Raw genomic sequence first — 11,827 nt, forward strand, 5'->3', positions numbered from 1 at the left:
TCCTTTGCAGGGTTTAACCCTGTCTTAATATTTTCGACGTTTTTGCATCTCTAATTTCGCTTGGCTTCTCACGGCCACCCGTTTGACCTTCTAGAATCGCGACTAAGTGTTGACCCAGTTGCTGTTGAACTTCTTCAGTCGTCATACAAGGCGGCTCGCCAGTCAGGTTGGCACTGGTAGAGGTTAACGGCTTGCCGAACTCATTACACATTCTTTGAACCAAAGGGTGATCCGTCACTCGTACCGCGATGGAATCAAACTGGCCGCTGACCCAATCAGTTACTTTGCTACTGGTTGGCATGATCCAAGTGACCGGACCCGGCCATGTTGCTTTCACTGTCGCTAACTGTGCTTCAGTCAGTTGGCTTTCGTCAATATAAGGCAACAATTGCTCGTAACTTGCTGCTATTAAGATCAACCCTTTCTCCATCGGTCGCTGTTTTAAGTCGAGCAATTTCTTAATGGCTTGTGGATTATCGGGATCACAACCGACCCCAAAAACGCCTTCAGTCGGGTAAGCAATGACTTCACCTTGCTGTAATGCCTGCAATGTATGTTGAAAGTTATCCACGGGTTGCCTCATTAATTCTGTTATCGAATTCGCTAAGTGTACAAATTATCATTCACTGTGACTAAAGCTATTTGTTTATAAAATGTATCAATTAACAACTTAGACTGACGCAAACGTTTTCCTTAAGCAATTTTACCCGTATAATGCGCGCAAAATATCTAATCACTAATTAAATCGTACCTGAAGGAGTTTGAGATGACTGTCGGTATTATCATGGGTTCTAAATCTGATTGGCCAACAATGAAGCTAGCTGCAGAAATGTTGGATCAGTTTGGCGTGGCGTACGAAACAAAAGTGGTTTCTGCTCACCGTACACCTCAGTTGCTAGCAGACTACGCAACCAGTGCGAAAGAGCGCGGTATTAAAGTGATTATTGCTGGTGCTGGCGGTGCAGCTCACCTCCCGGGCATGGCGGCTGCTTTCACAAGCGTCCCAGTTCTTGGTGTTCCTGTTCAGTCTAAAGCACTGAAAGGCATGGACTCGCTACTTTCTATCGTACAGATGCCAAAAGGTATCGCGGTAGGTACTCTTGCTATAGGTGAAGCTGGCGCTGCTAACGCTGGTATCCTAGCCGCTCAAATCATTGGTACACACAATGAAGAAGTAATGGCGAAAGTAGAAGCGTTCCGCTCTGAGCAAACAGAAACGGTTCTTGCTAATCCAAACCCTGCAGAGGACTAATTCCCATGCATGTTCTTGTGTTAGGCGCGGGCCAACTTGCTCGCATGATGTCCCTAGCTGGGGCACCGCTGAATATTGAAATTTCTGCTTTTGATGTTGGCAGCAAAAATATTGTTCACCCATTAACGCAAGCAATTCTAGGCAACGGCTTAGACAATGCGATTGAGCGTGCGGACGTCATTACTGCAGAGTTCGAACACATCCCTTACGATGTACTTGAAGTGTGTGAGCGCAGCGGTAAGTTCTTACCGACAACAGAAGCAATCAAAGCTGGCGGTGACCGTCGTCTTGAAAAAGCCCTGTTAGACGAAGCGAACGTGAAGAATGCTAAGTACTACGTGATTAACTCTCGCGAAGACTTTGACGCTGCAATTGCTCACGTTGGCTTACCAATGGTGTTGAAGAGCACACTTGGCGGCTACGATGGCAAAGGTCAATGGCGCTTAAAGACATTAGACAATGTTGACGCGACTTGGGCAGAAATGGCTGAGTGCATTGCCGCGACCGACAACCAAGCGATTGTGGCTGAAGAGTTCGTTCCGTTTGACCGTGAAGTATCACTGGTTGGTGCTCGTGGCGCCAATGGTGAGATTCAGGTGTACCCACTGGCTGAAAATGTTCACACCGACGGCGTGTTGAGCTTATCGACAGCGATTGATGACATTGAACTGCAAGAGCAAGCGAAAGCCATGTTCACTGCCATTGCTGAACGTTTAGATTACGTTGGCGTGCTAGCACTTGAGTTCTTTGACGTTCAAGGTTCACTGCTTGTTAATGAGATTGCACCACGTGTTCATAACTCGGGCCACTGGACGCAGCAAGGCGCAGAGACTTGTCAGTTTGAAAACCACCTGCGTGCAGTGTGTGGTATGCCACTAGGTAGCACTAAACTGATTCGTCCAACCGCAATGATCAACATTCTTGGTGAAGATACTCTTCCTGAAGCAATTCTTGCTCAAGGTGGTTGTCATGTTCATTGGTATGGTAAAGAGAAGCGTGCAGATCGTAAGATGGGCCACATTAACGTGAGCGCTGATTACAACGCAGAACTGCAAAGAACATTATGTTCACTAGCAGATATTCTCGATAAAAAAGCCTACCCTGCTGTCCATGAGTTTGCTGAGCAGATGAAGTAAGCCCTACATTGGCTTATTGATATAAAAGGTTCATTGGATACAAAAACGGCGCTCAGTGAGCGCTGTTTTTTTGTAGCTATAATATCGAGTTATTGAGATTGAATGTGATGACACTTGCGATCAGCACATTGTTTCTTGGTACCACTGGCTGTTTTCTTCTCAAGTAACAACGGGAACTGGCACTCTTCACAACGACCTATAACTGGTGGTTGGTTAACTGCGAACTTACACTTAGGGTAGTTATCACACGCATAGAAGGTTTTGCCATAGCGAGATTTACGCTCAACCAAATGACCTCTGCCACACTCCGGGCAAGCAACCAGTGGCTGCTCTTCAGGTTGTTCTTTTGGTTGGTCCAAAGATTCGATGTGATTACACTCTGGATAGCTGCTACAGCCAATAAACATCCCAAAGCGACCTTGTCTTAGTACCAATTCATTTTGGCATTTAGGACACGGTACACCCAACTCTTTCACCACGTGACCATCGTTTTGATGCAAAGGCTTGATGTAATCACAGCTCGGATACTGCTTACAGCCTAAAAATGGGCCGTGCTTACCATGGCGAAGCTGAAGCTCTCCACCACACTGTGGACATGGTTCATGCTCTAATGCATGTTCATGTGCTGAAAAAAGCTGATTATCAATCTTACTACTCATGACAAGCCTGTATTAATGCAAGATACCTTGCTCTTTGGTGTACAACAGCTCTTCCATTTGCGTGTAAGCACTTTCATTACCCGGCACATTAAATAGCACCATTAAGATAATCCATTTCAGATCATCCAATTCAAATTCGTTTGTCTCAAGCCCCATCACACGATCAATCACCATTTCACGAATCTCTGTCGTGAGTACGTTGATCTGTTCGAGGAACAGCAAGAAACCTCGACACTCCATATTAATACGTGAAATCTCTCGACTGGTATAAATACGCATCGAAGTATTAGAACACACACTAATCGCCGCTTGGTTCTCGGTATCTTGCAATGCCGCAAGATCTTCTAACCAATGGAGGGCCTTATAAATATCATCTTGGTGAAACCCTGCTCGAAGAAGCTCATCTTCCAGCTCATCTTGATCCACCTGCAATTCAGAATCGCTATGGATGTAGGTTTCAAACAAGTACATCAGTATGTCCATCATCATAGCTTAGCCTCTCCCCTTTCGAATATAGCCACCGGAAACTGCAACAACATGCCCTGAGAGCTCAAGCTCTAAAAGCTGCATCATGACCTCATGCACAGGTATATGGGTTCTCTGTGCCAAAATATCAACGGGTGTCGCCTCTAATCCTACGTTAGCTAACAGCTGTGGAAATGGCAATTGCTCATTTTCACCCTCATTCGGCGTAGGCTCGAACAAACTGGGCTGCTGATCTATAGACCAGTCTAACAGACTCCTTATTTCAATCAGAACATCTTGAGCATTTTGTACTAAACATGCTCCAGCTTTAATTAAGCTGTTACCTCCGCGACTGGTTGGGCTATGAATTGAACCGGGCAGCGCAAACACCTCTCGACCTTGCTCCATGGCATAGCGAGCCGTAATCAAAGAGCCACTTTTCTCAGCAGCTTCAACCACCAAGGTTCCGAGCGACAATCCACTTATAATACGGTTACGTCTAGGGAAATGTTCAGGTCTTGGTTTTGCGCTTGGACGAAACTCTGAAATCAGTGCCCCATTCTCACAGATCCTCTCCGCTAGGTTTCTGTGCCGCGCAGGATAAATGGAATCTAAACCAGAGCCCAGCACCGCGAAAGTCTCCCCTCCTTTATCCAAAGCACCATCATGAGCATAGCCGTCAATGCCCAACGCTAATCCACTCGTGACGATCAAGCCATTTTGCACAAACTCTTTGGCAAAGGACTTCGCTGTCTGTAGCCCTTCAATACTGGCATTGCGACTGCCGACCATCGCGATTTGAGGCTCGATCAGCTTTTCAACGTGACCTTTAACGAAAAGAACACTTGGTGCAGAGGCGATCTCATTCAGCAGTTTGGGATAATGCGAGCAATTCGGGGTAATGATGTGATGGTTGGGTTGTCTTGCTTGCCACTCTAGGCAAGCCTCCACTTCTCTTGGGGCTTGCTCTCTTAGATAGGCAATTTGCTTGGCAGACAAGCCAATCGCTTGCAGCTGATGACTTGAGTAGCCAACAATATTAGAAGGAGAATCAATACTCAGCAAACGAGCAAGGCGCTTGCCACCCAGTTGCGGAACAAAACTTAGAGTTAACCAAGCACTCAGTTGTTGCTCATTCACTCGGTGTCCTTAACCTCTTCCGTCAAAGCAAGGTCCAAAGGCGATACCGCCAGAATATCATTGCTAACCGGCTTAGAGCTCTGAGTGATCAACGCGAGGCTAAAATACTCATAAGGACGAATGACCATCAAACTACCGAGTGAGGTACTTGGCAACTGCACCTTATCGCTCGCTGCCGACTCTTTATAGCTATATTCACCCTGCTTACCAAACACCACCGCGCCGCTTTCACTAAGCGTAAACATAGATCCTTGGCGAAGATTGTCCTGTGAACCTTTATTAATAACGACCACCTGATTCTTTGCGCTGTATTGGCTGCCGTCTAATGAACCCAAGATATTAGCAAACTGCCCCGCAGCACTAGGCGCTGGATAAAATGTGGTTGAGAGCTTCACCTGATCAACGCCAAGTTCGGGTAACACGAGGTCATTAAGTAACACCTCTTGCAGCTGAGTCTCGATCTGCAAACTACTGAACTCAGCATCCACCTCTTTCAAGCGCGCCGTGGCGACCAAACGCAAAGAAGTCATACTCGCTTGAGGTTGCTGTCGTTGGTAAGTTTCGACAGAACGGTAGATGCCCCATTTTTGATGTTGCTGATTGCCCGAGATAAATAGTCGGTCTTCACCTGATAAGAAACGTTTACCATCACTGGTCCCCAACACTCGTTGAGCAGATTGGATATCTTGCTGCTCCACCAAGCGATCAGACTGTAGATACGGCAAAACCAGCCCCTCATTCACGGTAGGGACTGCTTTCTTCTCAGAGACACGAATCTTAGGGCTTAGTTTGATGACGGGTTTGAGGCTCAATACAGGCTCGCCATTAATCCAAACCAGAGACAACTTGTCTCCAGGGTAAATAAGATGAGGGTTTTCTATTTCAGGATTTACCTGCCATAACCTTGGCCACAACCAAGGGCTATCGAGATACATCGCGGAGATATCCCATAAGGTATCCCCCTTAACCACCACATACGCCTCGGGTGCGCCTTGTTTTATGGTTAAAGGTTGCTCACTATTTTCAGCCATAACGGCGAACGAAAGCGAGGCACAAATAAGAGATAAAGCGGGGAAAAAATGACGCATGACCTAGGTTCCTTGGTCTGAATATATGACATCTGATTAGAGAATTACCTTCAGGATGCTGTCATTTGGCCTCTAAAATGTCTAGAATTGAGCCAACAAGGTTTAAGCTGTTTCGGCACAGTTCAATATTTCGAGTGTATATGTCTGTATTACAAGTATTAACATTACCAGATGATCGTCTACGTACCGTGGCGAAACCGGTAAAAGAAGTTACCCCAGAGATTCAAAAGTTCGTTGATGACATGATTGAAACCATGTACGACGAAGAAGGTATCGGCCTTGCGGCAACGCAAGTAGATTTCCACCAGCGCATCGTTGTTATCGATATTTCAGAAACACGTGACGAGCCTATGGTTCTGATCAACCCTGAAATTACCGACAAACGTGGCGAAGATGGTATCGAAGAAGGCTGTCTATCTGTACCAGGCGCTCGAGCTCTAGTTCCTCGCGCTGCAGAAGTAACGGTTAAAGCTTTAGACCGTGAAGGCAACGAATTCACATTCGACGCTGACGACCTTCTGGCTATCTGTGTTCAGCACGAACTTGACCACCTAGAAGGCAAGTTGTTTGTTGATTACCTATCGCCACTAAAGCGCAAACGTATTCAAGATAAGCTAGCGAAGATTAAACGTTTCAACGAGAAACAAGGTTAATAACCGCTGCTATTACTAAATTAAGAAGGAAGTCTACCTTGAGTCAATCTTTAAGAATTGTCTTCGCAGGTACTCCGGATTTCGCCGCCCGTCACTTGGCGGCGTTGTTGTCTTCGGAGCATGAAGTTATTGCTGTTTACACACAGCCAGATCGTCCAGCAGGCCGCGGTAAAAAACTGACTGCGAGCCCAGTAAAAAACATCGCACTTGAAAACAATATTCCGGTTTACCAACCAGAAAATTTCAAGTCAGATGAAGCTAAGCAAGAGCTAGCAGATTTGAATGCTGACATCATGGTTGTTGTCGCTTACGGCTTGCTTCTTCCACAAGCTGTATTAGATACGCCTCGCTTGGGTTGTATCAACGTGCATGGCTCTATCCTACCGCGCTGGCGTGGTGCTGCTCCGATCCAACGCTCTATCTGGGCGGGCGATAAAGAGACTGGCGTAACGATCATGCAGATGGATATCGGCCTAGATACCGGTGATATGTTAAGTATCGCGACGCTACCAATCGAAGCAACAGACACCAGCGCGTCAATGTACAAGAAGTTGGCTGGCCTTGGTCCTGATGCTCTTGTTGAATGTTTAGCTGACATCGCTTCTGGTAAGGCAGTTGCTGAGAAGCAAGATGACGAGTTTGCTAACTACGCGAAGAAGCTGAGCAAAGAAGAAGCGAAGATTGACTGGAATGACAGTGCAGAACACATCGAACGTTGTGTGCGCGCTTTCAACCCATGGCCAATGAGTCACTTTGCGATTACTGATAGCAGCTCTAATGATGAAAAAAGCATTAAAGTTTGGCAGACACGTGTTGATGAAGAATCGACATCTGCGCCAGCTGGCTCAATCATCAAAGCAGATAAGACTGGTATTTATGTTGCGACTGGCGACAAAGTACTGGTTTTGGAACAGCTGCAAGTTCCAGGTAAAAAAGCCATGTCAGTTCAGGACATCTTGAACTCACGTGCAAGCTGGTTTGAAGTTGGTACTCAACTTTCTTAACCGCTTTAAAGCTACTCAATATGTCCTTAAAAACGCGTAGCTTATAAAAAACACAGTTTAGAAAACCTTTACGAGGGCAGAGATGCCCTCATGTATTCAAATAAATATTCGGTACCCCTCATGAATGTTCGCGCTGCTGCTGCAAATGTCCTATTCCAAGTTGTCGATAAAGGCCACTCTCTTTCACACGCTCTCCCTGCGGCTCAAAAAACGATCCGTCCACGAGACCATGCTCTATTGCAAGAGATTTGCTACGGCGCACTTCGTTACCTGCCTCGCTTAGAGTCAATCGCTAACGAACTGATGGAAAACTCGCTTAAAGGTAAAAAGCGCGTATTCCACCATCTTATTTTAGTAGGCATTTACCAGTTGAGCTTTATGCGCATTCCTTCGCATGCTGCCGTTGCTGAAACAGTTGAAGCAACCAAAACACTGCGCGGCCCAAGCCTCAGTGGTTTGATCAATGCAGTGCTTCGCAGCTATTTGCGCGATCAAGAAGAGCTAGATGAGAAAGCCGTTAGCCACAATGCAGGCAAATACAGCCACCCAAGCTGGATTCTAAAAATGCTTCAAGAAAGCTACCCAGATCAGTGGGAGCAATTGGTTGAAGCAAACAACAGCAAGGCACCAATGTGGCTACGCGTAAACCGCCAGCACCACACTCGTGACGAGTATGTTGAACTGCTTAAAAACGAAAACATTGAATACACACTGCACCCAGAAGCGGCTGATGCCATAAAATTAGCCTCACCTTGTGACGTTACTTTGCTTCCTGGCTTTGACCGAGGCTGGGTATCAGTACAAGACGCTGCAGCTCAACTTTCTGTTGATTACCTAACACCAAAAGATGGTGAGCTAATCCTAGATTGCTGTGCTGCTCCTGGCGGTAAAACTGCACACATTCTTGAACATACTCAAGACACTGAAGTGGTTGCAATCGACAGTGATATTAAACGCCTAGACCGCGTTTACGATAACCTTGAACGCCTACAACTACGTGCCGACGTAATCTGTGGTGATGCTCGCTACCCTGAAGAGTGGTGGACTGGCAGTCAGTTCGACCGCATCCTACTTGATGCTCCATGTTCAGCGACTGGTGTAATTCGCCGTCACCCTGACATTAAGTGGCTACGTCGTGCCTCTGATATCGATGCACTAGCAGAACTACAAAGCGAAATCTTGGATGCAATGTGGCGCCAGCTAAAAGAAGGCGGCACCATGGTTTATGCGACATGTTCTATCACGCCGCAAGAAAACGTGCTGCAAGTGAAAGCATTCTTAGAGCGTACTGAGAACGCAACGCTGGTTGGGTCTGATATCGAAAAACCGGGTCGTCAAATACTGCCTGGTGAAGAAGATATGGATGGCTTCTACTACGCAGTTCTAGTAAAACAGGCATAACAACTAACAGCGGCTAAGAATTTATTTCTTAGCCGCTGTTTCTTTCTAGTGCATTATCAAAGCGAAATGAGTTCACTAGAATTACAACGGCAAAAAATAAGAGAAAGGCTATGAAGATCATTATTCTAGGTGCTGGACAAGTTGGCGGTACCCTTGCTGAAAACCTAGTGGGTGAAAACAATGACATCACGATCGTCGACCGTAATGCCGACCGACTTCGTGAACTTCAGGACAAATACGACCTTAGGGTTGTAAACGGTTATGCCAGCCACCCGAACACACTACGTGAAGCGGGCGCGCAAGATGCCGACATGTTGGTTGCCGTAACCAACATGGATGAAACCAACATGGCCGCATGTCAGGTTGCCTTCTCTCTGTTTAATACGCCAAACCGAATTGCCCGTATCCGCTCTCCACAGTATTTAGAAGAGAAAGAAGCACTCTTCAAATCAGGTGCGATTCCGGTCGATCATTTGATTGCACCAGAAGAACTCGTCACCAGTTACATCGAGCGCCTGATTCAATATCCAGGTGCACTACAAGTGGTGAGCTTTGCAGAACAGAAAGTGAGCCTAGTAGCAGTAAAAGCCTACTACGGTGGCCCACTGGTTGGTAATGCACTGTCTGCTTTGCGTGAGCACATGCCTCACATTGATACTCGTGTTGCGGCTATCTTCCGTCAAGGTCGCCCTATTCGCCCACAAGGCACTACCATCATTGAAGCCGATGATGAGGTTTTCTTTGTGGCAGCGAGTAACCATATCCGCTCAGTAATGAGTGAGCTGCAGCGCCTCGAGAAACCATACCGCCGCATCATGATTGTGGGCGGTGGTAACATTGGTGCAAGCTTGGCAAAACGCCTTGAACAGAGCTACAGCATCAAGCTTATCGAGCGCAGCTACACTCGTGCCGAGAAGCTATCTGAAGAATTAGAAAACACCATCGTCTTCTGTGGTGATGCAGCCGACCAAGAACTGCTGACCGAAGAGAACATCGATCAGGTAGATGTGTTCATTGCCCTAACCAATGAAGATGAAACCAACATCATGTCAGCGATGCTGGCGAAGCGAATGGGTGCCAAGAAGGTAATGGTGCTGATTCAGCGTGGCGCTTATGTCGACCTTGTTCAGGGTGGCGTGATTGATATTGCGATATCGCCACAGCAAGCGACCATTTCTGCGCTGCTTACTCACGTTCGTCGTGCCGATATTGTAAACGTATCCTCTCTACGTCGTGGCGCTGCAGAGGCGATCGAAGCCATTGCGCACGGTGACGAAACCACATCTAAGGTTGTTGGCCGAGCGATTGGCGACATCAAACTGCCACCGGGCACCACCATTGGTGCAATTGTTCGCGGAGAAGAGGTACTTATCGCGCACGATAGAACCGTAATCGAACAAGATGACCACGTAGTTATGTTCCTAGTGGACAAAAAATACGTACCTGATGTTGAGTCTCTATTCCAACCGAGCCCGTTCTTCTTATAGCCTTGTTCTCGTAAGCTTCTTCTCACAACTTTCTTCTTGTGAGAACGACGCTCCGGCACAAAGCGATGGTCTATTAAGCTATGGTCAACTTTCGTCCGATATTATTAGTAATAGGGTTAGTATTATCAAAACTCGCCCTTTTCATGTACATCCCCACATTGGTTGCCTTCTTTACCGGCACCGGTGGCTTTCTCGAGTTTGGTCAATCGGTAGTGATCACGCACATTGTGGCGTTCATTTGCTTGAGCTTAGGCCGTTCCGCTAAGTTTCGATTAGGGGTGCGGGACATGTTCCTGATCACCTCTTTGGTATGGACTATTGCCAGCGCCTTCGCTGCACTGCCCTTTGTTTTCATCAACCACATCAGTTTCACTGACGCCTACTTTGAAACCATGTCTGGAATCACCACGACAGGATCAACCGTATTAAGCGGCTTAGACAGCATGGCACCAAGCATTCTATTGTGGCGTTCAATTTTACAGTGGCTCGGTGGTATTGGCTTTATCGTAATGGCGGTAGCTGTTCTGCCAATGCTCAACGTCGGTGGCATGCGCCTTTTCCAAACTGAGTCTTCCGATTGGTCAGATAAAAGTAGCCCACGAGCGAAAACCGTCGCAAAAAACATTGTGGCGGTTTATCTGGTACTGACAGGCTTGTGCTTGGTGAGTTACCTGTTTGCCGGAATGAGCGTCTTTGATGCCATCAATCATGCATTCACAACGCTCTCGACTGGCGGTTACTCGACCTCAGATGGATCAATGAATCACTTCTCGAACAGCGCACATTGGGTCGGAACTGCGTTCATGTTCCTTGGTGGCTTACCGTTCTTACTGTTTGTCAGTGCACTTCGAGGCCGAAAGCTCTCATTACTCTATAAAGACGCGCAAGTCAGAGGTTTCACTTACCTATTCTTAGTCACCAGCGCTGTGATCTCCACATGGTTGGTGATGAGAGATGGGTATAGCGTGATGGATGCTCTGCGTGTCTCAATGTTCAACATCGTATCAGTCGTCACCACAACCGGTTTTGGCTTAGAAGACTTCACCGCATGGGGCGCACTACCAACCACACTGTTTGCCTTCCTAATGATGGCAGGTGCTTGTTCAGGCTCAACCTCAGGTGGTATAAAAATATTCCGCTTCCAGATCGCGATGACCATGCTCCACAAACAAATGATGAAGCTGATTCATCCATCAGGTGTGTTTGTGCAACGCTACAACCAACGACCAGTCAGTGACGACATTGTTCGCTCATTAGTCGCATTTGGTTTGATGTTCTTTATTACTATTATCTTAATCGCTGGTGGTTTGAGTGCGATGGGGTTAGACCCAATAACAAGCATCTCTGGCGCGATTACAGCCGTTGCCAACGTTGGTCCGGGCATGGGTAGCGTGATAGGCCCAACGGGGAATTTTGCACCACTACCAGACGCCGCTAAATGGTTATTAAGTTTAGGTATGTTGATGGGCCGACTTGAGATACTGACGCTAATTGTTCTATTTTTCCCTGCCTTTTGGCGACGCTAATTACGCGAATATTTAA

12 protein-coding genes are annotated in these 11,827 nt (G+C 46.9%); 7 read left to right on the plus strand and 5 right to left on the minus strand.

Features of this window, described 5'->3' with window-relative positions:
- Window positions 1-13 precede the first annotated feature (13 nt).
- Window positions 14-571, minus strand: coding sequence for an L-threonylcarbamoyladenylate synthase type 1 TsaC (gene tsaC / locus QUF19_RS16840; protein ID WP_029223376.1), 558 nt, complete (start codon window positions 569-571; stop codon window positions 14-16).
- 195 nt (window positions 572-766) lie between these two features.
- Here tsaC and purE point away from each other — a divergent pair, with 195 nt between their 5' ends.
- Both purE and QUF19_RS16850 read left to right on the plus strand, forming a co-directional pair.
- A complete protein-coding gene (purE, locus tag QUF19_RS16845) occupies window positions 767-1,252 on the plus strand; it encodes a 5-(carboxyamino)imidazole ribonucleotide mutase (protein ID WP_004735777.1) in 486 nt (161 codons plus the stop codon).
- A gap of 5 nt (window positions 1,253-1,257) precedes the next feature.
- Window positions 1,258-2,388 (plus strand): 5-(carboxyamino)imidazole ribonucleotide synthase, encoded by a 1,131-nt coding sequence (locus tag QUF19_RS16850; protein ID WP_286295168.1) that lies wholly within the window; start codon window positions 1,258-1,260, stop codon window positions 2,386-2,388.
- A gap of 89 nt (window positions 2,389-2,477) precedes the next feature.
- Here the strand turns inward: QUF19_RS16850 and QUF19_RS16855 are convergent, their stop codons facing one another.
- Genes QUF19_RS16855 through QUF19_RS16870 form a run of 4 tightly spaced genes read right to left on the minus strand, consistent with a single transcriptional unit; the run spans window position 2,478 to window position 5,740 of the window.
- Window positions 2,478-3,047, minus strand: a complete 570-nt coding sequence (locus tag QUF19_RS16855; RefSeq protein ID WP_017069578.1) for a DNA topoisomerase family protein — start codon at window positions 3,045-3,047, stop codon at window positions 2,478-2,480.
- 12 nt (window positions 3,048-3,059) lie between these two features.
- Window positions 3,060-3,536 carry a DUF494 family protein gene (locus QUF19_RS16860; RefSeq protein ID WP_009848094.1) on the minus strand — a complete coding sequence of 159 codons (477 nt, stop codon included), beginning with the start codon at window positions 3,534-3,536 and terminating at the stop codon, window positions 3,060-3,062.
- 3 nt (window positions 3,537-3,539) lie between these two features.
- Window positions 3,540-4,652, minus strand: a complete 1,113-nt coding sequence (dprA, locus tag QUF19_RS16865) for a DNA-processing protein DprA (protein WP_286295179.1) — start codon at window positions 4,650-4,652, stop codon at window positions 3,540-3,542.
- Complete coding sequence (locus QUF19_RS16870; protein ID WP_286295181.1) at window positions 4,649-5,740, minus strand: LysM peptidoglycan-binding domain-containing protein; 1,092 nt, start codon at window positions 5,738-5,740, stop codon at window positions 4,649-4,651. The genes dprA and QUF19_RS16870 overlap by 4 nt, the downstream gene beginning before the upstream one ends.
- 140 nt (window positions 5,741-5,880) lie before the next feature.
- Between QUF19_RS16870 and def the strand changes: the two genes are divergently transcribed.
- The 5 genes from def to QUF19_RS16895 all read left to right on the plus strand — a co-directional run bounded on the left by def (window position 5,881) and on the right by QUF19_RS16895 (window position 11,811).
- Complete coding sequence (gene def, locus QUF19_RS16875; protein ID WP_004735769.1) at window positions 5,881-6,393, plus strand: peptide deformylase; 513 nt, start codon at window positions 5,881-5,883, stop codon at window positions 6,391-6,393.
- 38 nt (window positions 6,394-6,431) lie between these two features.
- Window positions 6,432-7,397: a methionyl-tRNA formyltransferase gene (fmt, locus tag QUF19_RS16880; protein WP_286295182.1), complete on the plus strand. Its 966-nt coding sequence runs from the start codon at window positions 6,432-6,434 to the stop codon at window positions 7,395-7,397.
- A gap of 120 nt (window positions 7,398-7,517) precedes the next feature.
- On the plus strand, window positions 7,518-8,798 hold the full coding sequence (rsmB, locus tag QUF19_RS16885; RefSeq protein ID WP_017099685.1) for a 16S rRNA (cytosine(967)-C(5))-methyltransferase RsmB: 1,281 nt from the start codon (window positions 7,518-7,520) through the stop codon (window positions 8,796-8,798).
- Window positions 8,799-8,908: 110 nt separating this feature from the next.
- Window positions 8,909-10,285, plus strand: coding sequence for a Trk system potassium transporter TrkA (gene trkA, locus QUF19_RS16890; RefSeq protein WP_004735766.1), 1,377 nt, complete (start codon window positions 8,909-8,911; stop codon window positions 10,283-10,285).
- A gap of 80 nt (window positions 10,286-10,365) precedes the next feature.
- Entirely contained in the window at window positions 10,366-11,811 is a 1,446-nt protein-coding gene (locus tag QUF19_RS16895) for a TrkH family potassium uptake protein (protein ID WP_286295190.1), read from the plus strand.
- The last annotated feature ends 16 nt before the right edge of the window (window positions 11,812-11,827 follow it).

The organism is Vibrio sp. FE10 (assembly GCF_030297155.1).
Taxonomy (GTDB): domain Bacteria; phylum Pseudomonadota; class Gammaproteobacteria; order Enterobacterales; family Vibrionaceae; genus Vibrio; species Vibrio apostichopi.

Coding starts and splice junctions, on each gene's coding strand:
- purE (WP_004735777.1), top strand. CDS start 767: ATGACTGTCGGTATTATCATGGGTTCTAAATCTGATTGGCCAACAATG.
- QUF19_RS16850 (WP_286295168.1), top strand. CDS start 1,258: ATGCATGTTCTTGTGTTAGGCGCGGGCCAACTTGCTCGCATGATGTCC.
- QUF19_RS16855 (WP_017069578.1), bottom strand. CDS start 3,047: ATGAGTAGTAAGATTGATAATCAGCTTTTTTCAGCACATGAACATGCA.
- QUF19_RS16860 (WP_009848094.1), bottom strand. CDS start 3,536: ATGATGATGGACATACTGATGTACTTGTTTGAAACCTACATCCATAGC.
- QUF19_RS16870 (WP_286295181.1), bottom strand. CDS start 5,740: ATGCGTCATTTTTTCCCCGCTTTATCTCTTATTTGTGCCTCGCTTTCG.
- def (WP_004735769.1), top strand. CDS start 5,881: ATGTCTGTATTACAAGTATTAACATTACCAGATGATCGTCTACGTACC.
- rsmB (WP_017099685.1), top strand. CDS start 7,518: ATGAATGTTCGCGCTGCTGCTGCAAATGTCCTATTCCAAGTTGTCGAT.
- trkA (WP_004735766.1), top strand. CDS start 8,909: ATGAAGATCATTATTCTAGGTGCTGGACAAGTTGGCGGTACCCTTGCT.
- QUF19_RS16895 (WP_286295190.1), top strand. CDS start 10,366: ATGGTCAACTTTCGTCCGATATTATTAGTAATAGGGTTAGTATTATCA.